This window comes from Gryllotalpicola protaetiae (genome assembly GCF_003627055.1).
Taxonomy (GTDB): Bacteria; Actinomycetota; Actinomycetes; order Actinomycetales; family Microbacteriaceae; genus Gryllotalpicola; species Gryllotalpicola protaetiae.
The window spans coordinates 1,581,887-1,602,521 of record NZ_CP032624.1; the positions used below are offsets into that span (position 1 = coordinate 1,581,887).

At 66.6% G+C, this 20,635-nt stretch carries 19 protein-coding genes; 9 read left to right on the forward strand and 10 right to left on the reverse strand.

Annotated elements, in window-relative coordinates:
* The first annotated feature begins 156 nt into the window (after positions 1-156).
* Entirely contained in the window at positions 157-1,197 is a 1,041-nt protein-coding gene (locus tag D7I44_RS07725; protein ID WP_120788968.1) for a ParA family protein, read from the forward strand.
* 89 nt (positions 1,198-1,286) lie between these two features.
* Positions 1,287-1,799, forward strand: coding sequence for a hypothetical protein (locus D7I44_RS07730; RefSeq protein WP_162940132.1), 513 nt, complete (start codon positions 1,287-1,289; stop codon positions 1,797-1,799).
* Positions 1,800-1,833: 34 nt separating this feature from the next.
* On the opposite strand, the gene D7I44_RS07735 is transcribed toward D7I44_RS07730, so the two are convergent.
* Positions 1,834-3,096 (reverse strand): hypothetical protein, encoded by a 1,263-nt coding sequence (locus tag D7I44_RS07735; RefSeq protein WP_120788970.1) that lies wholly within the window; start codon positions 3,094-3,096, stop codon positions 1,834-1,836.
* 188 nt (positions 3,097-3,284) lie between these two features.
* On the opposite strand from D7I44_RS07735, the gene D7I44_RS07740 reads away from it, so the two are divergent.
* Positions 3,285-3,908, forward strand: a complete 624-nt coding sequence (locus tag D7I44_RS07740) for a hypothetical protein (protein WP_120788971.1) — start codon at positions 3,285-3,287, stop codon at positions 3,906-3,908.
* A gap of 50 nt (positions 3,909-3,958) precedes the next feature.
* On the opposite strand, the gene D7I44_RS07745 is transcribed toward D7I44_RS07740, so the two are convergent.
* The 7 genes from D7I44_RS07745 to D7I44_RS07775 form a co-directional block, all read right to left on the reverse strand.
* Positions 3,959-5,962, reverse strand: a complete 2,004-nt coding sequence (locus tag D7I44_RS07745; protein WP_120788972.1) for a hypothetical protein — start codon at positions 5,960-5,962, stop codon at positions 3,959-3,961.
* Position 5,963: 1 nt separating this feature from the next.
* Positions 5,964-6,449, reverse strand: a complete 486-nt coding sequence (locus D7I44_RS07750; protein WP_120788973.1) for a hypothetical protein — start codon at positions 6,447-6,449, stop codon at positions 5,964-5,966.
* Positions 6,449-7,315: a hypothetical protein gene (locus D7I44_RS07755; RefSeq protein WP_120788974.1), complete on the reverse strand. Its 867-nt coding sequence runs from the start codon at positions 7,313-7,315 to the stop codon at positions 6,449-6,451. Before D7I44_RS07755 ends, D7I44_RS07750 begins: the two co-directional genes overlap by 1 nt.
* Positions 7,312-7,848: a hypothetical protein gene (locus D7I44_RS07760; protein WP_120788975.1), complete on the reverse strand. Its 537-nt coding sequence runs from the start codon at positions 7,846-7,848 to the stop codon at positions 7,312-7,314. Before D7I44_RS07760 ends, D7I44_RS07755 begins: the two co-directional genes overlap by 4 nt.
* Positions 7,848-8,189 carry a hypothetical protein gene (locus tag D7I44_RS07765; RefSeq protein ID WP_120788976.1) on the reverse strand — a complete coding sequence of 114 codons (342 nt, stop codon included), beginning with the start codon at positions 8,187-8,189 and terminating at the stop codon, positions 7,848-7,850. Before D7I44_RS07765 ends, D7I44_RS07760 begins: the two co-directional genes overlap by 1 nt.
* 146 nt (positions 8,190-8,335) lie before the next feature.
* Entirely contained in the window at positions 8,336-8,554 is a 219-nt protein-coding gene (locus D7I44_RS07770; protein WP_120788977.1) for a hypothetical protein, read from the reverse strand.
* A gap of 49 nt (positions 8,555-8,603) precedes the next feature.
* Positions 8,604-9,863: a hypothetical protein gene (locus D7I44_RS07775; RefSeq protein WP_120788978.1), complete on the reverse strand. Its 1,260-nt coding sequence runs from the start codon at positions 9,861-9,863 to the stop codon at positions 8,604-8,606.
* A gap of 419 nt (positions 9,864-10,282) precedes the next feature.
* On the opposite strand from D7I44_RS07775, the gene D7I44_RS18125 reads away from it, so the two are divergent.
* The 3 genes from D7I44_RS18125 to D7I44_RS07785 all read left to right on the forward strand — a co-directional run bounded on the left by D7I44_RS18125 (position 10,283) and on the right by D7I44_RS07785 (position 16,199).
* On the forward strand, positions 10,283-10,606 hold the full coding sequence (locus D7I44_RS18125) for a hypothetical protein (RefSeq protein WP_162940133.1): 324 nt from the start codon (positions 10,283-10,285) through the stop codon (positions 10,604-10,606).
* A gap of 647 nt (positions 10,607-11,253) precedes the next feature.
* Complete coding sequence (locus D7I44_RS18130) at positions 11,254-14,145, forward strand: hypothetical protein (protein WP_162940134.1); 2,892 nt, start codon at positions 11,254-11,256, stop codon at positions 14,143-14,145.
* The gene (locus D7I44_RS07785; RefSeq protein ID WP_120788979.1) at positions 14,142-16,199 is read left to right on the forward strand and encodes a hypothetical protein; all 2,058 of its coding nucleotides are present in this window, start codon (positions 14,142-14,144) and stop codon (positions 16,197-16,199) included. The genes D7I44_RS18130 and D7I44_RS07785 overlap by 4 nt, the downstream gene beginning before the upstream one ends.
* A gap of 115 nt (positions 16,200-16,314) precedes the next feature.
* Here D7I44_RS07785 and D7I44_RS07790 read toward each other — a convergent pair whose 3' ends face one another.
* A complete protein-coding gene (locus D7I44_RS07790; protein ID WP_120788980.1) occupies positions 16,315-17,205 on the reverse strand; it encodes a hypothetical protein in 891 nt (296 codons plus the stop codon).
* Between the two features lie 86 nt (positions 17,206-17,291).
* On the opposite strand from D7I44_RS07790, the gene D7I44_RS07795 reads away from it, so the two are divergent.
* On the forward strand, positions 17,292-17,924 hold the full coding sequence (locus D7I44_RS07795; protein WP_162940135.1) for a DUF2637 domain-containing protein: 633 nt from the start codon (positions 17,292-17,294) through the stop codon (positions 17,922-17,924).
* A gap of 164 nt (positions 17,925-18,088) precedes the next feature.
* Entirely contained in the window at positions 18,089-19,045 is a 957-nt protein-coding gene (locus D7I44_RS07800; protein ID WP_120788982.1) for an alpha/beta hydrolase, read from the forward strand.
* A 66-nt stretch (positions 19,046-19,111) separates the two neighbouring features.
* Here the strand turns inward: D7I44_RS07800 and D7I44_RS07805 are convergent, their stop codons facing one another.
* Complete coding sequence (locus D7I44_RS07805) at positions 19,112-19,594, reverse strand: response regulator (protein ID WP_162940136.1); 483 nt, start codon at positions 19,592-19,594, stop codon at positions 19,112-19,114.
* Between D7I44_RS07805 and D7I44_RS07810 the strand changes: the two genes are divergently transcribed.
* Positions 19,562-20,632 carry a PAS domain-containing sensor histidine kinase gene (locus D7I44_RS07810; protein ID WP_120790845.1) on the forward strand — a complete coding sequence of 357 codons (1,071 nt, stop codon included), beginning with the start codon at positions 19,562-19,564 and terminating at the stop codon, positions 20,630-20,632. The two genes, D7I44_RS07805 and D7I44_RS07810, sit on opposite strands and share 33 nt — an antisense overlap.
* Positions 20,633-20,635 lie beyond the last annotated feature (3 nt).

A 20,635-nucleotide genomic window follows, 5' to 3' on the forward strand; every position in this document is an offset into this window, starting at 1 on the left:
GCGCTGCTCGCCGCGCCTGGGTCCCGCTGACAAACCACAAGGGATGCCGGGCAAGTCAGCATCGAACGTGCGGCCGATAGGCGTCTTGTTGCGTGGCATCCCGCCGCCGCGGCACCGCTCCAGTACCGTGGCCGGGACACCGAAGAAAGGTCTCGCGTGGCAACGACGATCGCCATGTTCAACAACAAAGGTGGGGTCAGCAAGACCACCACTACCTTCAATCTTGGTTGGATGCTCGCCGAACGTGGCCACACCGTGGTGATGGTCGATGCTGACCCCCAGTGCAACCTGACCGGGATGGTTCTGGACATCAAGGAGGAGGACGCGCTCTCGGCGTTCTACCGTGACAACCCTGGCCGGAATTTACGTGATGCGCTTGAACCAGCGTTCGCGTCGAGGCCCAAACCGCTCGAACCGGTGGAGTGTGTGCCGGTCGAAGGTATCGACAAGCTCTATCTCATCCCCGGCCACGTCGGTCTCGCTGAGGACGAGGTGTCGCTGGGCATAGCGCAACAGCTCTCGGAATCGGTTCAGGCACTGAAGAATCTGCCAGGCAGCTTCCGATATCTGTTCGACAAGACCGCCGAGGACTACGGCGCCGATTTTGTCCTGGTTGATCTGAGCCCCGGCCTCGGCGCAATCAACCAGAACCTAGTCGCGACCGCAGACTTCTTTATCGTCCCCGCGAGCCCCGATGTCTTCTCAGTCATGGCATTGGAGTCTCTTGCACGAGTACTTCCCCGCTGGAACCGATGGGCAGAGAACGCGGCCAGGCTTGACGCGTTGACCACTGCCGACTACCCGTTCCCGAAGCCCGACCTCAAGTTCCTCGGAACCGTCATCCAGCGCTACCGGCTCAAGAGCGGTTCGGCCACTGAAGGCTTCCGCGCCTATTTTGAACAGCTCGACCGGGAGGTTGAGAACATCCTCGCGCCCGCTCTGGATGAGGCGGGGCTTCTCTTGCCGAAGGAGAAATACAAAGCGGCCAACATGGACGAGTCGCTTCGCCTCATCAGCATTCCCGACTTCAATTCGCTGATCACGAACTCGCAGCAGGCTCGAAAGCCGGTATTCGCGCTGACGAAAGATGACACCGAGAGCAGGGGATTTGTGTGGGACACGCAGAAGGCGAGCATTGACTCCTTCCACACACTTTTCGCGGAGCTTGCCGAGCGGATCGAAACCTTGACGGCTTAATGTCCACGGCTCGCCTCGTTCACTTCGAGTCCGACGCTTCTCGCGCTCGTGACGTCGTTGGACTGGGCCAACGCATTGGCACACTCACGGTGGGTCGCGTCGACGCGTCCGATATGTATCGCGCGGGGCTCGTTCAAATCGTGTCCGCGATGGACCACTACTTTCACGGCGTTGTGCTGGATCGGGCGGTCGATCTGATAGTTGGCCGCACTTCGTCGAACACGGCCTCCACCAAGGTCGGGGTCTCCTTCGACGCGGTTCGGCAGATTATCGCTGCCTCGACGCCAGCTGAGCGAGAATTGGCCGCACGCACGCACGTTTCGCAACGGTTGGCGCTAGAGACGTATCAGAAGCCAGACGACATAGGGGCGGCACTGGCAGTCGTAGGCATACCAAAGATCTGGAGCGCGGCCTTTGGGGCAGCGGCCGGCGGCACGAAGGTCGCGTTGGGCGTCATCGTCACCCGGCGAAATCGCATTGTCCATCAGGCTGACTCGGACCCGCTAGTACCGGGGATGGTGACAGCTCTCAGTGATGTCGATGCGCTGGCAGCGATCGACACTGTCTGTAAAGTCGTGCGCTCGATCGACGCTTTTCTATAGCGAGCCGACGAGGTCTCGCCCTCAGACATCTACCTCACTCGATCCGCCACGGCGCGCGCACCTGCCCGGCTGCGCCCCGCGGCACGCCGATGCGCAAGGCCGCCGCGTGCGGCTGGGGGAGGCGTTGCAGGCCGAGCGCTTTGACGGACTCGGGCCAGCTGGGCTTTGCCGGGGCCCGGCGCAGCCAGTGTGGCGTTGCGCGCAGAGTCGCGGCTCGTTCGGTCACGCCGAGGGCGTCGAAGTCGGGGCCCGGGTCGAAGGTGACGTCGCTCGGGTCGAGGAGCGCGCGCTCCACGAACTCGCCGGCCGACCCGAGCACCTCGGCTTCCAGCGGAAGGAACCCGGGGGACGCAGCGAGGCGCTCCGGAAACCAACGCCGCCATTCGCCGACGAGGAGCCGCGAGCTCGTCGGGTCCTGCCACGCACCCGGCCACAGCTTGCTGGCTCGCTTCACGATGTTCCGCAGCTGCGGCGCGACGGACCGGCTCACCTCGGCACCCACCTGGTCCACGGCGACGAAGACCACGACGACGCCGGTATCCGAGCGCTGCCGCTGGTGCGCGTATCGCGCCCAGCGCTCAACCTTCATCTGAACAGCGGGGCTCGAGCTTGTCACCAGCTCCACCACGACCCGCAGCCCGTCGCCTCGAACGAGAGTCAGATCACCGTGCAGCATCTCCAAGCTGTGGATAGGTCCACCGTCGATATTCGTGATTCCCGAATGCACGGCCGGAAGCACAGCCTCCACCTCACAGAACTCGGCGATGCGCAGCCCGAGCTCAGCAGCGAGCATCGGCCTCGCACTCGCCGGCCCGCGGCCGACGTGCGGGATACCGCCGAAGGTGCTTATCCACTCCGACTTCGTGAGCGCCGGCTCGACGAGCCTCTCGACGCGGCGATCGCCGGTCCACCGGACCACCCGCAGCCGGTCGCCGCGGAGCGTGGGTCGCGGCACGACGCCGGCGGCCCCCACCTCCAAGAGCTCCGCGACAGCCGGCGACCGCGAGCCGGCTACACGCTCGTCGCCGACGAACGCAGCCAGCTGCTCCGCGCTCAGCAGATCCCACGACCGGATCGCGGCGAGCGTGTCGAGGCGGATGTCTCGCGTGCGGCGGACCTTGATTGCGTCAAGCCACTCGGATGAGGGCTCGCCCGACGTCCCCGTCTTCGGCTTCAGCGGAACAGCGGCCCCCAGCTGTTCGGAGAGCCCGTCGAACAGGGGATCGCGTCGAGCTGCGGCACGAAGCCGAGGGTCAGGAATCGCCGACGAGAGCTCGGCAAAGTGGATGGTGTCCATACCGACGATGAGCGCGGCGCCGGACCGGACGGAGTTCTACAGGTGAGTGTCTTTCTGCGGTCGCCGCATCTACCGGGGTAGCCAAGACGGATGCCGCGCATAGGGTGTGTGAGACAGACCTCGGCAAGGCCGATTCCGTCCCAACACCCCCGGTAGGGAGCCGGGAGCTCAACGAGACGGAGACGACCATGAAGAACCGAAAGCTCACCACCACCCTCGCGCTGACCGGTGCGACCTTCGCGGTGGCCCTGCTCGCCGGGTGCTCGACGAGCGCCGGGCACCAGCCGTCACAGTCGAAGCCGACCGTGACTGCGGCACCGCTCGCAACGACTGTGAAGCAGGCTCCGGCGCCGGCGAAGATCACCACCGTCAACACGGTCGGCCAGGTCATCGGCGCTGGAGACCAGCTCGGATCTGGGCTCACGGCGTATTCCCTGGCCGACGGCACGAAGATCGCCATCTCCCAGACTGCCGCGCTCCCCGGCAACGTCGTCGCCGACATCGACACGAAGGCCAAGCAGCAGGTGAAGGCGCCGGCCGACCACACTATGAACTCCGTCCAGGATGTCTCTGCCTCCGCGATCAGTTTTGCCGGGAACAACGACTTCTACACCGGGCACAAGACCGTCGTCATCGACGAGACCCCGCAGGGGCCGTCCACGATGGTCTGGGGCTTCGACGGCGATATCACTCCCGCCATGAAAGCTGCGAACGCGGCCGGGTTCTCGACCTCTATCGCCGCAGTTGCAGCGGCGCAGAATCTGGTCGGAGCTGACCCGAGCTACGTGATCGTCGTCGGCGCGGGCAGCTGACCCCAGGCGATACGAAGACGGCCCCGGGAAATCCGGGGCCGTCTTCGTATTCACTCGCAGGTTCCCGAGTGGAACGTCGCGTCCGCGACGCTGAGCTCCCACTCGGCCCACTCCGACCACCCTCCGGCGTTGTGGTCGCGAATGGTGATGTCAACACCAGACAGCCCGGTAGCCGTCGTGTCGAGGCACCCGATGAGAACCAGCGTCCCCGGGTTGGAGGCCGTGGCAGGTCCGTCTGTCCATGTCTTCCCGTTGCCGAGCGTGGCGATGGCCTGCCCCTGCCACTCGTCGATCCCCGGAACCGAGCATGAGTAGCGGAGACCGGTGACCTGGCCTGCGATATAGCCGAAGCTCAGCCCGCAACCCGAATAGGGTGCTCGCGGTGCCGGCGGGTGCGCAGCGGTCGCCCACTTGGCGCTCACCGAGTAGGTCGCCGAGACGGACCAGCTCGAAGCGCAGCGGGCCTGGCCGTTGGCCAGATAGGTGAGCCCATAGTTCTCGCTCATTGCGTAGGACGCATTGCCCCCGACGAAGTCGGTGTCCTTCCCGATGCCCGAGTCATACCCGCGGGTTTGAGCAGCGGTTCCGGCTGGGCATGAACCAGCCGTCGTGACGACGATCGTCCGGGTCACCGGCTGCTCCCCATCCGCGCCCTGACCCGAGAGCCGCGGACGGATGGTGATTGAGGGCCAGGCGACGTCGGCCGCCGCAGTGCCCGTCGGCGACGTGACGGCACTGGTCTTCCCGCTCACCGAGCAGTTCACCGTCTGCCCATAGGCGGAGCCCGTCGCCTGCGGCCATGACGCGCTGGTACCGGTAGTCGTGGTGCTCCACGACGCGTGGCTCAGCGACATCGAGCACGAAAGCGAATAGGTGACGGGGATCGTCGAGATCGGCGCCCAGCTGACGTTGACCGCCTGAGCTCCCTGGTTCCAGCTGACCGAGGGCTTCGGTGCGTTCAGCGGGACGACAAGGCGCGTCCCTGACGTCGTGACCCCAGACCCGACGACGCTCGTCGAACTGGGGATCGCCCCATCCTTCTGATTCCCTGTCGGCTGCGGGAAGCACTGCAGCGTTTCGACGACGTCGTAGGCGGAACCCGCGGGCATCGTGAGCGTGCCGCGCAAACCTGACACGTAGAACACGTTCGTCTGGTCGTAGGTGGTCGCTCCTGTGCCCCCGGTCGTCTCCGTGGCCGGCGTCACCGCGACTCGCGCGTCCTTCATCGAGAGGGCCCCGCACGCGGGGCCGTTGGGCGCGCCGGCGGCGACCGTAACCTGTGCGGTCGTCCCGACGGCGCCCTGGACCGTGGCGCTCGGCGTGCCGAGCGGCGCGTAGTAGTGGAGCTCGGCGGTGGGGATGGTGCCGATAGACGTGTAATTGGTGGGGTCGGGCAGGTAGGTGAAGCCGCCGATCCGCGCCCGCGTGAGCGAGTACGGCGCTCGGCCCAGCGGGTTCACGTGCGGGTGCTCGACTTCCATCTCGGCTGCGACGCTCGCCACCTTGACGACGTTCGACGTCCACCGGAAGCTCTCGATCTTCGACGGCGCCGGGTTCGCGCTCGGCGCACCGAACGACCCGTCCGCGTTCACGAGGATGGTCCGGCCGCTCGCGTTGGTCAGCGTGAGCTCCGCGCTCTTCACCTGGGGCACATTGAACACGTTGTGCCACTTGGTCGGTGCCGTCGTCGAGCTGGGGGCGGTGCCCACGCGCTCGACGATCCGATCACCGAAGGTCCAGTCCTGCCACCGGAATTCGCCTTCGGGCGGCGCGCTCGCATCCACGACCACGCTTCCGTCGTGCCCTTCGATCACTTGGATCTCTGTGGGCGAGACGACGTGGACGGCGGTCGCAGACTGAAGCTCTGCAGCCAGGCTGGTGCCGGCGACCTTCAGGTCGTTGGCCGATGTCGCGTTCTGCCCGCTGATCCCGGTCCAGGAGATGAGGATCGTGATCAGGCCGGCGAGCGCGGGGCCGAGGATCAGGATCACCGCGATGCTCCCGATTGTGAGCATCGGGTCCGTGTCGCCGCGTTCGCTGCGGAGCCTGTGCATGTCAGTTTTCCTTCCCTGTCAGCTGCCAAATGGCGATAGCCGGAACGCCGCTGCCGGCGGCAGCGAACTGCGCGTTGCTGTCGGCATCCATCCCGAGGAACGAGCCGACGTTGGCGAGCGGAGCGCTGACCGTCTTCGTCTCGTTGAGCTCGGCGAGTGGCAGGCCGCGCAGATCGGAGGCTGTGATCGTGATCTCGAGCGAACCGTCGGCGCCGACGGTGACCCCGTTGAGGCGCACGCGCTCGGCTTCCGGCGTGTAGGTGGTCGCGGGCGTCGCGCGCGCCGCGCTGATCCCCGAGACGTTGGCCGTCTCGACGACGCTCTGCGCGAGCTCGTTGATCGCGGATGCCTCGCGCATCCGCACGTTTGCGTAGCCGGACTCCTTGACCTGGATGCCGAGCCACGACAGTGTGCCGAACGCGACGAGGGTGATCAGGAAGAGGACGATGACGCCCATCGGGATCAGGTTTCCGTCGTCGCGGCGCATCACTTCACGCCTCCTGCGAGCCGCCACGCGTCGACCGCGGCGACCTGGGCGCTCGTCGGCTGCGTCGCACTCGTGGAGATCAGTCGAATCGTCGGCGTCGAGCAGCCCGCGACGTTCGCGAGGTTCACGGTCGCGCTGAGCCACCCGTTGCTCGCGCGCACGAAGCTCGACTCGTCGGCCGCGGTCATCACATCGCTGTCGGAGCAGATCGCGGCGACGGCCCAGCTCGAAGTGGTTGCCGCCGCGACGCTCGCAGCCGGGTCCACGGACAGACGCAGGTCGCCGAGGCCGTCAACCGCGCCGAGCTTCGCGAGGTCGAGGGTCGCCAGCTGCACGCCAACGCCAGCGCTGTTGATCGAGGAGGTGAAGCCAACCGGCTGCGGCGGCACCCACTCGTCCGCCGTCGGCGTGTTGAAGGCGACGGCGACAAGGCACTTGCTGGGGTCGGCGTGGCCGTCGACTGCGCTCGTGCAGTCCGCCGGGCGCATGGCGCTCGCGTGGACCACGGGAACGGCTGCCGTCATCTGGAAGACGCCCGTCACCGGGTCCTGGGTGATCGTCGAGGCGACGGTCGCCGGCATGCCGGCGAGCGTGACCGTCGTCTTCTTGTCGACGGCCGGGGCGACGGACGACCACGACTCGGCGGTGAACGCGTTCAACTGCTGCTGCAGGGCGCCGCTCTGCAGGTCGTTAATCCCGGCGGCGACACCCGTCTTCGCGCCGATCGCGAGAGCGGAAACCACGGTGACCATGGCGAGGAACACGCCTATGCTGATCCCGAGATCAGCGGCCAAGTCGCCGCGCTCGCTCTTCCAGAGGTCTTTCACCTCCTGGATGAGCGCGGCGCCGCGCAGAACGCCGTTCACAGCTCGACCCACCGAATCGCGTCGCGAACCTCGTCGATGCTGAGCAGCGAGCCGCTCTTCTCCGGGTCCTTGACGCTCGCGCGCTTCTCCCGGTTGTACCGCTCGGTGATTGCTTCGGCATCCAGCTCGTCGCCGCGACGCAGCGTCTCGGACACCACCTTGCGCGCGGCGCGCGCGCGACGCACTTCGCCGGCGATCTCGGTGATCCCGCCGTGGAACATGCCGTGCTCCTCGGCGCGGATGAGGCCTTGCTTGCGAATGGCACCGAGCAAGTAGCCGACCGCGTCTCGCGCGGGGGCCGCAGACTGACCAGTGCGGACCTTGCCGAGGTACTCGACCAGCCAGAGCAAGCCCTCGGCCGCGGCATCCTCGCCAAAGTGCCCGGCGATCCTCCGGGCGTCGGCGGTAGCGCTCGGCTCGAGGATCTGCCAGACACGGGCAACAGCCTGGTCGCCTGCGCGGCTCTCGAGCTGGGGGAGCTCGGCGAGCAGCTCGACGAGCTCATGGCCCTGGGCGGCGGATACGCGTGGCATCAGCGGACCTCGATCCCGACGAGCGCGAGGTCGATCAGTGGCCGGTCGAGGATCGCGGCACGCAGGTAGGTCCGGGTCTCGTCGATCATCTCGGCGGCGCGGTCCTGCGCGACGCCGAGCTGGCGACTGACCGTGAGCACAGAGGCCGGGGTCCACTTCTGAGAATGGAATCCTGCAAGCAGTTCGGCGACGTCGAGCACCCACTCTGGGGCCGCGGCGAGTAGCGCGTGCAGTTCGGCGCACAGCGCCGTCCACTCAACGGAGTCGCGGAAAGCCAAGTCGGTGATCCGAGTCCCGTCGTTGTACGTCTTGTCGAGGGAATCTACGGTGCTGAGGAGCATGGTGGCGGCCGATCTCGTCGATGGAGCGGTCCTGCACCGCTCACACCCCTCAGATGCGGCGGAGCTCTAGAGGTGAGCGTCTTTTCTGTCCACCGGGTACGAAGAAGGGCCGCCCCTTGGGGCGGCCCTGGCTCAGCTGGTCTCGCTCAGGAGCCCCAGGCAATCGAGATCAGCTCGGGGCTTGCGCCGAGGATCGTGCCGACCTGCGCCTCGCCGCTTTCCGCGATCGCACGGCGGACCAGCTGCTCGAGCGCCCGGCGGTCGGCGAGAGCGCGGCGCAGGTCAGCGACCTGGCGCAGCTGCTCGACGCGGGAAGCATCTGTGCGCACGTGGGCTCGGGTGAGGAGATCGTCGAGATCGGTCATGCCGTCGATGAGCGCGGCGGGATCTGCGACGCACTCCCGGCAAGTGAGGCTACGAGCGCTTGCGAATGCGACCGCCGCCTTCAACCCATCGTCTCGAGATCGGTCGGAGGAAGTTGGGGACGGCGTCGGGATCGTCTTCGTCAAGGAGGTTCCCGTAGACGATCCCGGCCTTGGTTCGCGCAAACGGCAAGGTCAACGAGCGGTTTCGGCCGTCGGAGGTGAGCGCAACCACGATGAGGGCCTCGTCGCGATCGGCTGCCGCGCCGGCGTTGAAGAAGCCATCCTCGGGCGGCAGCATCTCTGAGATCGGAACGGGCACCAATGTCCCTCGATCGCCCGGCCTGCCGAGCCACGTTTCAGACGCGAAGACGGCACCACTGAACGGCCACGAGCCGAGGCTTTCGACAAGCCCTCGAATGCTGACCTCGCGCGGTGTGCCATCCGGGAACATTGTTCCGGTCAGTTGCCGGCGACCATCTTCGCCGAAGAACAAGACCATTGGGCCGGAGTACCCATCAACTTCGAGGTACCGCTTTGACATCTCGAGCCGTTCCAGCGCGTGATCAATCGGATCTGAACTCATCGTGGGAGGCTCGCCGTATTTCTCGGCTGCCTCCTCGATCGCATCGTCATCTCGCTCAAACGAGGCGTATGAGTAGTGCGCGGTTTCGCCGGTCTCGACGTCGAGGAAGGTCGTCGGCAGCGGAGCGCCCGGAGGAATGCAGTGCAGCTCTGGGTCGATCTCGGGACCGATGCAGGGACGCGAGAACTCTGGTGCAAGGCACAGCTCGATCCCACTCTTTTCGTGAGCTGTCTTCACGACGGAGGCCACCGCGCGGTACATTTCTCGCAGGACTGCGACGAGCTCGTTGTCTCTCAGCTGGTCGTCAACCCACCGCCGCTCAACCCCGATCCACCCCTTGCGACCCGACGGACGATTCCTGAAGCGCTCGGCAAAGGCCGCGATGAGCTGGGCCGACGTGGATGCGGGCGGCGCCTGAATAACCTGCTCTGCCTCCTGCGTTCGATCGCCGAAGAAACGGATCGTCGCTTCGCTGTATGTCGTGAGGTCCTCTTCTTTGACGATCCGATTCCGCGCCGCAATGCCCCAAGCGAGTACTGGGTTAGTGCGGGCCTCGTCCTGCCACGCGCCATACCACTGGTCGAAGTCTGGCCACTTCGACTTCCGCTTTTGTAGGAGGAACGTGACGCCCCGGGAGTTCTGAATAGCGCTGTTCAAGAAGCGCCGAAACTCATTCGCGTCAAGGTACGACTCGATCGCGCGATGGATGTCCTCGTGAAGGTCCATCAGACGGCGATGTGAATCCAAACACGGGCACGCAGTAGGCGTCGGGGCGGCAACCACGACCTCAACCTAAGGGTGAGCAGCTCATCCACGGCGGCCCCCAATTGGGGCGTCCGGCCAGTTCCTTCGAGACCTGCTTGGCGGGGCGTAGCAACGCCTCCGGCGCCCGCACCGCGGGCGCACCCGGCGATAGCCGCGATCCTCTGAGGGTGAGGCCCCGGGGACCGGGGCCGAGCCGGCGGGGTGCGATCTTCCGATCAGCACGGGACACCGGCGCCGTGCTCCGCACGTCGCCTCTCGACGACCCGGCTTCGCCGTCTCGTCTCACCCGCCCTTCCAGCAGCCTTCGGCTGCTCTCGGCCGGCGTCACCGAAACGTAGCCAACGCGAAGCCGCGAGCGAAGCGCTGACGACCCGTTCACCGTGGCGCTGTCGTTCGAGCGCGAAGCGCTCGGCCAACGCGAAGCGCTCGTGGCGTCGTCGATGAGCGCTGCGCCGAGCTGTCGTCTCGTTGACCCGCGCCTTCGGCGCGCCCGCGCGAATGCGCGGGGTGCTTCGCACCGGCGGGCGTCGCCCGCCCATCGGCCATTCGAGGGTGCTTCGCACCCTTCGGCCGACGTCGTCGATACGAAACCGCTGCGCCACTATTCGGCTGCGCTGATCACGGTGACGTTTCGGATGCTGGGCGACACGTTGCGACGGCCGCGAAGCGGGCGACCGCGCGAAGCGCGGGTAACGGAGACGTGACGGGAGGCGTTGCGTTTGCGCCGGGCGCGAAGCGCCCGGGGACCTGGCTTGCGTGACATCTCTGAGATGGAGATCGGGGACACCTGTCCCGGGACGCGGGGACAGGTGACGCCTTCTCGTCCGTAACGCAGACTGCTTCCCGCAGAGTCCGAAGTGACATCCGCCCGCCCCGGGCCTGTCGGCATCCCCACCCTGTCTTCTTGCCGCGGGCGCAGCCCGCTAGCTCGGCGCGTCGCCATCCATCCCTGCCCCGCCATCACCACACCCCTCTCTAGCCCTCGTCGGCGTCGACACGGAGGTGCCCCGGTATTCAGTTGAAAGCGGTCGATCTGGCCGCATGGTTCTGCGGCTGAGAACCCTGTATTTCGCCGGTGGCGGGCTGGCAGTCCGGCAGCCGCGGGTTGACGCTCGGGGACGCGGGATCTGCGCGGGTTCTGGCGGGCCTGATCGCGCGGGACACGCGGAGAAAATCTGTCGGTTCGTGGCACATCCGGGCCGGAGACACCGGCGCATTCGACGGTGAACTCCTGCGCACGTTTGGCGGTTTCGTCTCGCGCGGTCCTGCGGTCGCTCGCACCGCGTCCCGTGGCTCGCCGCGCTCATCCAGGTCAGGCGCGGAGACCGTCCCCGCGTCGGAAAGCCAGCTCGTGAAGCTCAGTCACCGCCTCGCCGCAGTCATCCTCGCGACGACCCTCGCCGTCGCCGGTGCCCTCGCGGGTGCGGGGGCCGCTCAGGCGGCTGGGGTGGGTGGGAGCCAGGTTGCGGCGAGCGTGGTCGTGGCGGCGCCGGCACCGGTCACGCAGGCGAGCGGGGACGTCGACACCACAACGACATGCTCGGCTGACACGCATACCGAGGTCGTCGACGGGAAGACCAAGTGCTATTACCTCGACCCGTACTTCGTCCAGTTCCTTCCTATCAATCGGTGGTCGTCCTTCACGGCGTCGATCCACACCAACTTCTCGAACGTCGTCAGCTCGGTGGTCGCGAACGCCTCAGTTACCACGCCGCAGGTATGGGGCGCAACGATCGGCGACTGGTCGTATCGCACCGCCGCCGACCTGGTGTCTCTTGCGACCTCGATGCAGCCGCTGAACCTCCTCGGAGCGAAGGCCGACAACATCGTCGGCGTCATCGGCAGCGCGCTCTTCGACTCGACGGGCAAGACGTTCTCGGTGATCGCAGCGCTCGTCATCATCATGGTCGTCGCGGCGGTCTGGCGTATGCGGAAGGACGGGCTGGTCGCCCTGAAGAAGCTGATTCCGGTCGCCGTGGCGCTGGGCATTTTCACGACGATGATCGGTGGGGCGACCCAGTCGACAACGACAGACGGCGTCTTCAATCCCGGCTTCATGAGCCCGGGTTGGGTCGTACAGAAGGCGTCCACGGTGATCAACGGGGCGACGTCACTGCCGGCGGCCGGGGTCCTGGCCGCTCAGGGCGGGACGATCGAGCGGACTGTCGCGCCCACCGGCTCGAACTGCGCCGCCGAGATCAAATCCCTCGACAGCGACTTCGCGAACGGACTCGACGGGACACAGCAGAACGCCGACCTCGGCGCTGTGGCACAGGGCGTCAACGACCTCTGGTTGGAAAGCGGGCTCGCCTCGTATTTCACAATGCAGGGCGGATCGTCCACGGAGACGCCGGACACCGACCGCACCTGGGTGTCTGAGGCCGGCTGCGTGATGCTCGACCAGCAGTCGTCCGTTCCTCCGGCGCAGATCGCCGCCGCGTTCACCGGCGGCAACATGAACCTCATCGGAGACACCGCCGACACGAAGAACCACAAGATCAACACGAACTCGGCTGCTTGGTATGTCGACCAGACCAACAACACAGAGGTCGACGAGGACTGGATCGCATGGGCCGCATGCCAGGTCACGGAGAACAAGGCGGGCAACGGGTTCGACATCTCGGTCCGCCCCGCCTTCAGCAAGGTCACCGGCGGCGACCAGGCGTGCGCCGACTGGTGGGACACCGACGGCCCCGACGCGCCCACGAAGAACAAGACGTGGGCGGAGATCCAGAGGCTCGGCAACGCGCTGAACAACGTCGAGTCGCTGGGCATCAACGGCGCGATTGACGACGCTCTCGGAAATCCTGACTCACCCGCGCTCGACGCATTCAAGATCGGCGGGTCCACTGGCGCCGTCAACAGCAATTTCCCGCTGAACCCGGCGTCATACCCCGACGGTGAACCCGAGAAGGCGGGCACCCCGGACCAGTTCCTCGCTGAAGTCCAGAGCGCCCGAACGTTCGTCTCAACGCTGCACGGCGGGTCCTGGTCAGGATCTGCGGATGGGCTAGCGGCCGCCGGGTCATTCGGCCTCTCCGGCCTCGTCGTGCTCTTCGGCTTGGGCGGTCTGGCACTCGCGGTTGCTCTCGCGAAGCTCGGCACGGTCGTCATGATCCTCGCGCTGGCCGGTGTCATGCTCCGCGTCATGATTCGGCCCGAGAGCGGCGGAGCGGTCATCGCGAAGTTCGGGAAGCGTGCGCTCGGCGGGATGATCCTCGCGTGGGCGTCCTCGTTCGCGCTGGCCCTGGTTGTCGCGGTGTCCACGCTCATCTCGAGCCTCGGGAACCAGCTCTTCCCCACCGCGAGCCCGCTGTCGATCGCGTGGGTCGGTGCGAGCCCCGCGATCGCTTTGTTCCTCCTCAACTGGCTGCTCAAGTCGATCGGGCAGCCGGGCATCTTCCGGCCGTCCGACGCGATGAACTGGGGCACGTCGGCAAGCGGGATCGGGGGCGCCGCCGCCTCCTGGGTGCAGAGCTACATCGGGAAGGCACGCCAGGCGGAAGGACGCAGCCTGCTCGACGGCGCGAAGTCGATCCACGCCGGTGCGGCGACGGGTGTTGCAGGCGCTCAGAACGGCCTGCGGCTGCTGCGCGGTCAGAGCGAGCAGCGCAAGAACATGATGACGCCGGCGACCGGTGGCCCGAAGGCCAAGCCAACGGATGATCCGCGTCCGAAGCCGGGACCGGCTGGCGATGAGCCGAAGCCAGGGCCTGGACCGATGCCCGGTCCGGGGCCGAAGCCGGGCCCGAAGCCGGGACCTGCGGCGGCCGGCGCGAAGGCGGCGTCCGCGGGTACCCGCGACGTGTCTGGCGCCTGGGTGATGGGCAGCGCTCGCTTCCCCGCGGTCGATGGACCCGCGCCCCGGCACCGAGTTGCGCCAGGCGTCGGACGCGCACGCGACCTCTCGTTCGCTCTCGGCACGACCGGGGCACAGAAGCTGCAGACCGTGGTCACCTACGGTGCCGTCGCTTCGACGGGGGCGTCAGCGATCAAGGCGGACCTTCCGGTCGCAGACCGGCTCGCGGCTCAGCGCGGCGCCCAGCACGCCGCGCAGCAGAGCCGCTCGGCTAAGACCGAGACCGGGACCCCGGTCACACCGACCCCGGCGCCCGCATCTGCGAGGTCCGCTCAGACACCAGCTGCGCAACGGCCCCGCTTCCAGCCGCAGCCGCCGCTCATCCCGCTGCGACCGGCCAACCAGCCGCGCGCCAGCCAGAACTTGCACGGCGGTCGTCGATGAGCGAGGTGGACGCACGGGAGAAGGCGCGGAAGCTCGCCGCGATCCGCAGCCGGCAGGGCGGGGGCGTCGCAGCCGGGACGGCAGCCGCGGCGAAGCCGGGCGGACTGGGCGTGTCGGCCGACGACATCAAGGGACTCGCCCAGCCGAAAGACGACACCGTCGGAGACCTCAAGCGGGACGTCGCGCAGGCCGCGGTGCAAGGCGCGGTGGAGGGCGCAGCCAAGGGCGGCGCGCACGGCGCGGTGGCGGGCGCCGCGGTCAAGGGGTCCCTGGCCGTCCTCAAAAGCAAGACCGGCCGGCGCATCATTCTCTGGGCAGTGCTCGGCCCGGTGATCGCGTCGATCTGCACGTTCCTCCTCCTCACCCAGATCATCTCGACCGCTGCAGCGACAGCCGAGGCCGGCGTGCAGTCACAACAGTCGGCGACCGCTGAGACTGCGGGGTTCACCGATGACCAGGTGTCTGACGCGTCCGACGCCGTGTCGGGGACCCGCGTCCCCTGGGTGCTCGCACTCGCCTACGCACGCGTGACGGGGGCCGCGATGACTCAGGCCGCCGCTCGACAGCTCGACGCCGCAGTCTCCTCCGACCACGGCCTCGACCTGAGCCTCGTCGGATATATCGACCTGGGGTCCGACGGGAGCCTTGCCGTGGACCAGGCACGCACCGACGAAGTCGCAGCCGTCGGGCAGATCTGGGTCGCCGCGATGGTGAAGGTCGGGTTGAGCAACGCAAACGCCACCCAGATCTGGAATGTAGCGCTGGCCGTCATCTCGGGCCAGCAGAACACCTGCCCGTCGGGAACAACAGGCGCCACCGATCAGGACCCCGGCTCGAGCGGCAACGCGCTCAACTCGACTCAGACTGCTCACGCAGTCCAGATCATCTCTGACATCCGCGGCCTGCTCACCGACGATGGTCAGGCTCGGCAGGCGTCTATCGACGCGCTCGACTCTGCGATCACAGAGTCGGGAATCCTGATGCAGGCGAACTCGACCGTTCCCGACTCACTGAACTATCCGCACGACAAGGTGGGTTCTGATCACGACTCGCTCGGCTTCTTCCAAATGAGAGCCAACGGCGGCAACTGGGGCACAGTCGCCGAGCTCATGGACCCGCACCAGCAGGTGATCCGCTACCTGGGTGGACCGTTCAGGCCGTCCGACGAGCACTCCACGTCCCCGCTCCTCGACCAGCCGGGGTGGCAGGACCTGCAGCCCGACGTTGCCTCCCAGCGCGTGGAGGTTTCAAACAACCCGAACGCATACACCCCGCACGTCGCGCTCGCCGAGACCCTCGTCGAGGAGCTCTGGTCGCAGGCGACGCCCTCCACCACGATCCAGCCCCTCGTCACGTCCATGCAGTCCACCACCCCGAGCGCCGCCGCCCCGGTCACCGAAACGGCGCCGGCAAGCGACGACCCGACCACGGTATGTTCTGGTGACAGCGCGAACATCTCCACCAGCCAGCAGGGTCTCGCTCAGCAGATCGTTGCGCTCGAGGCGGCCGGAAAGGTCACGTACTGGTCGAATCCGGACTCGTCGATTCCTCTCAAGTCAGAGGTCGACAACATCGCCAACGGAACCGCGACCAGCGACTGCTGGCTGGGGACCGGTGTCCTCGAGGCGATCCTCGTCGCGCAACACTCATTCGGCTCGGTACAGATCAACGACTTGAACCGCACCTGTGAGCACGATTCGACGGACGCGTCTATTCATTCCGCACACTTCATCGGGCTCGCCGTCGACTTCGGATCTCTGGGTGGAGAGACCGTCCAGGGAAGCGACGCACGTGACGTTGCCCTCCTTCAGATCCTCGACCCGATGAGCCCGAAGACCGCGTGGGCCGGACAGGCGAACTGTCGGGCGGCCGCCGGGATCAAGATCCCGCTCGTAAACATCACTGAGGGCGACGACACCTGCACACATCAGCATTGGCAGGCTGGGAGCACGGCAGGAACCGATCCGACGCTCGACGAGGGGCAGTTCGAGCAGATCATGACGCTGCCCGTCGGATGGGCGGTCGCTGGCGGCGCCGGAAGGGGGCCGCAGTAGTGCGCAAGCGGGTCGTGGCGCAGCGGTTGACGCTGACCGCGGTCGTCCCGTCGGCCGTCATCTGAGGGGTGGCCGGCTCGATCTGGGTTCCGGGTTGGTTGGTGCCGAGCTGAGCTCAGTGCTCGGCGACTTTCGCTTTCCGATACCGCTCCCAGTCGATGGCGTCCTCGAGCATCGAGGTCGCGGTTCGCAACGGCGCGACAAGCGATCCGATCCTGGCGGTGACTTCGACCTGCAAAGTTCCATTCCCATAATCACGGGTCTCTTGCATCGCGGCGACGAGCATCACGCGCGAGGCGGAAGGGTGTGTCAGCCCACTCGTCAGCATCCAGATCGTCTTGGGGAGGAACCCTCCACGGAAGCGTGTGGAAGAGGTGGACGCGTCGTCGAGGATCTCAGACCACTTGGGGAGCCCTGCACTGTATTCGTCGTCCGCGATCCCGCACGCCTTTGCGGCGGCTTTCAGCGTCTTCTGTCGCGTCCGGTCCCTGCGGTTCGCGTCGCGCGTAGCCTTCGCGCGGGTTGACCGCTGCTCACGAGTCTCCGGCGGGCGCCCCTGGTTGATCGAGCTGACGAGTTGCTTCTCGAAGGTGAGTTCTGACGAGATAGCGGCGAGTGCGCGCCGTCTGCGCTCGTGCGGGTCCGAAGGGCTTAGGAGCCAACTGGTGAGCGCGGCGTGCTCGATGATGGCGCGGATGTGCGAGTGCAAGGCGACTATGAGAATCGAGAGACCACCGTTCCCATCATCGAGCAGCGTGAGCAGAGCGCGGCAGTGGTCGTTTGCAGAGTTCAGGTAGCTACTGGTCAGGTGGCTCAGGCGATCCGGGTGCGTGACCTCGTCGTCGGTGGCCATCTCCGAGTTCTTCACGGGTTGGATCTTGCTGCGGCGCTCGTGGCCGTCAACGAGCTGTCGCAGCTGACCGATGATCGCCAGGATCTCGCGCCCGGCAGCCTGCGCTTCCTCCGGCGTCTCGCCGTTGTGTTGTCTTGGCTCGGGTGCGCTCATCAGGTCCTCCGATGCGAAGTAGATCACGAGGGGCGACATTGCCGCGCATAGTCTCCCAGCCCGCGTCATCTCGGAATGGAGTCCTCATGCAGCGCTGGATCACCGTCACCCTCATCGGCTTGGTCGCGCTCTGCGCCTTCACGCTCAGCTTCAACGCGTTAGCCTCCCTCGCGGCGGCTTCCCACCTCGGCGGCTGGCTGTCCGTCATCTACCCCGTGAACGTCGACGGCTGCGCACTGCTCGCGGGCTGGGTCGCGCTCACCTGCCGGAGCGAGAAGGAGCGCGTGACGCGACGCATCGCGTTCGTGGTCATGGCGACGCTGACGTCGTTGTCGCTTGCTGCAAACGTGCTTCACTCGGCGCTCGGACCTGTCGACCTGCCGATCGGCGCGCGTATTGTCATCGGGGCAGCGCCGGCGTTGTCGCTGCTCGCGTGCGCCGAGCTCGCGACCAGGCTCCTGACGAAGCCGGCGCCCGCTGCCAAGGCGAAGAAGGCGACCGTGACTGCCGCCGACCACCAGCCGATGGCGAAGCGGAGCGCGTCGACGCCGCCGCGGGTCGCGGCGAGCGGGGCGAAAGACGCCGTGATCGCGTGGGCGCAAGAACGGTTCGCGGAGACGGGCGCGTGGCCGAGCGGGCCGGAGTTGGGGGAGCGGTTGGGGCAGTCGCGGAAGTCGGGGAGTCGGCTGCGTGCGGCGCTCGTCGCAGGGGAGCTGTAGGCCAGCGGCGACAACCAACGCCATCATCCGAGCCTTCAAGGGTTGGGGTTTTCCCTACCTTGGACGCGGACGTGTTGTGGGGCCCGCCTAGTGTTCGTGGGCGTCGGTCTCGGAGACGCTGGGCGTGTCAGCACCACTCCAGAACATCCGAAGGGAACCTGATCATGGGAAAGTATGTGCTCGAGCCGCAAGCGCAAGAGATCGCCGACGCGACCTCGAAACCTCCGTTCCTCTACGAGATCGGACCCGAGGCGGCTCGCAAGGTCCTCGACGACATCCAGGCAGCCCCGGTCGACAAGGTCGAGATCGGTGAGGACAAGTGGGTCACGGTCGCTGCTGAGGTCGGCGACGTGCAGGTCCGTGTGATCAAGCCGAAGGGTGCGGAGGGTGTCCTCCCCGTCATCCTCTACGTGCACGGCGGAGGGTGGATTCTCGGCAACTCCGGAACCCACGATCGCTTGATTCGCGAACTCGCGGACGGTGCACGCGCTGCGCTCGTCTTCGTCGAATACGACCGCTCACCGGAAGCCCATTACCCGGTAGCCATCGAGCAGGCCTACGCGACCGCGAGATGGATCATCGCCAACGCGCAGCAGGAAGGGTTCGACGCGTCACGCATGGCGGTCGCCGGTGACTCGGTTGGTGGAGACATGACGGCGGCTTTGACCCTGATGGCGAAGCAGCGCGGCGACGTGAAGTTCATCCACCAGCTGCTGTTCTACCCGGTCACCGACGCTGGGCAGGACACCGGCAGCTACAAGGAGCTAGCCGACGGCCCGTTCCTCAGCGCAAAGGCGATGGAGTGGTTCTGGGACGCCTACATTCCCGACAAGAACGACCCGCGCCGCAAGGAGATCACCGCCTCGCCGCTCCAGGCAACGCTCGAGGACCTCAAGGGCCTGCCGCCGGCCCTCGTCATTACCGACAATGACGTGCTGCGTGACGAAGGTCAGCAGTACGCGAACAAGCTGATCCAGGCCGGGGTCCCGACTGCGAGCGTCCACTACAACGGGGTCACACACGACTTTATGATGCTGAACCCGGAACGTCCGACGCAGGCGGCGACGGCCGCCATCGAGCAGGCCATCAACGTCCTTCGGAAGGCCTTCGGTACAGACTAGTAATCGCAACATCGCGATCTACTCGCAGGGGCTCGGCTGTTGGCCGAGCCCCTGCTGCGCTGAGTGTCAGCTGAGGCCGAACAGCGTCGCGAGGTCGGCTCGCTGAAGCTCTTCCTTGCGGATGAACGCCTGTGCGCCAGCACTGGCTAAGCGTTGTTCGCTCAGTGCTTGATCGGCCGCGGACGTCAGAACCACCCGTGGCGGCCGCGGTAGCCGATGGAGGCATTCCGCCAGCTCCACCCCGCCCATCCCGGGCATCTCGACGTCGATGAGCGCCGCCTCAGGCCGCAGGCTACGGATCAACTCGAGCGCGTCCGTTGCACTGCTGCTCGACACGACCACATGCATGCCGCGAGAAGTGAGCAGAAGCGAAGCTACGCGACGGAAGCCGTCATCGTCGTCGACCACTGCGACCCGGATGCTCACGTGATCATCATCGTGGATGGCACACAATGCCGGGCTGCGTCCGTCAATATACGCAATGCGGCCGTAACGCGACAGTGTCAGAGTTGAAGCATGACGGATGTCGTTGACGACCGTGCGCACCATCTCGAAGAGCTGATCCCCGTGATCCTCGCGAAGGTTCCGCAACCCGTCTGGCTCGTTGATGCGCAGGGGAACATTCAATACTCGAATCCTGCGGCGCTCGCTGCCGTCGGATACTCGTCGCTGGATGAGGTCTTCGGCCGCAACAGCCATCAGCTTGTGCACCACTCTCACCCGGACGGAACTCCCTACCCAATGGATGAGTGCCCGATGCTCGCGCCCTCGCGAGACGGGCGCACAAGCCGTGGCGAGGAGTGGTTCATCCGAAAGGATGGGACGTTCTTCCCGATCGCATTCGTCTCGGCACCGATCGAGCTGCCCGGAGGACGAGGAACAGTGCTCTCCTTCGCCGATGTGAGTGAGCGATACGCGCTACAGCGTTCGATTCGCGAACGGGACGCCGCAGAACTTCTTCGACGCGAAGCCGAGAAAAGCCATCGTCGCCTGATGGAGGGTGTCGCCGCCGCGCGTCGGCAGATCGTTCGCGATCTCCATGACGGCGCCCAGCAGCGGCTGGTCAACCTCACGATCTCGCTGGGACTCCTCTCGGAGAGTCTCGGGGACGACAGGCCTCAGAGCGCCCTTCTCGCGGCTGCAAGGGAGGACGCTCAGGCGGCGATCGCGGAGCTACGCCAGCTTGCGGCGGGCATCCATCCTCCTGCACTCGGATCGGATGGGCTGGTTGCGGCCCTCGAGGCCCTTCGCGACCGCTCCCCGATCCCTGTGCACATCCGCGGCGGGCTGGGCCAGCGACGCCTCCCGCCGGTGGTTGAGCTGAACGCTTATTTCATCGTCTCCGAGGCGCTCACGAATGCTGCCAAGCACGCTCGTGCCACATCCGTCACCATCGACGTAGACCTGATCGACGAAACGCTTGTCTTGGCCGTCATTGATGACGGCGCAGGTATCGACCACGCGGCAGTCGGCTCGGGGCTGCAGAATATGAGCGATCGTGCGGCGGCCCTCGCCGGGCGAGTCGCCATCGAATCGAGTCCCGGACGAGGCACATGCGTCAGAGTCTGGATTCCGGCGTCCGCATGACGA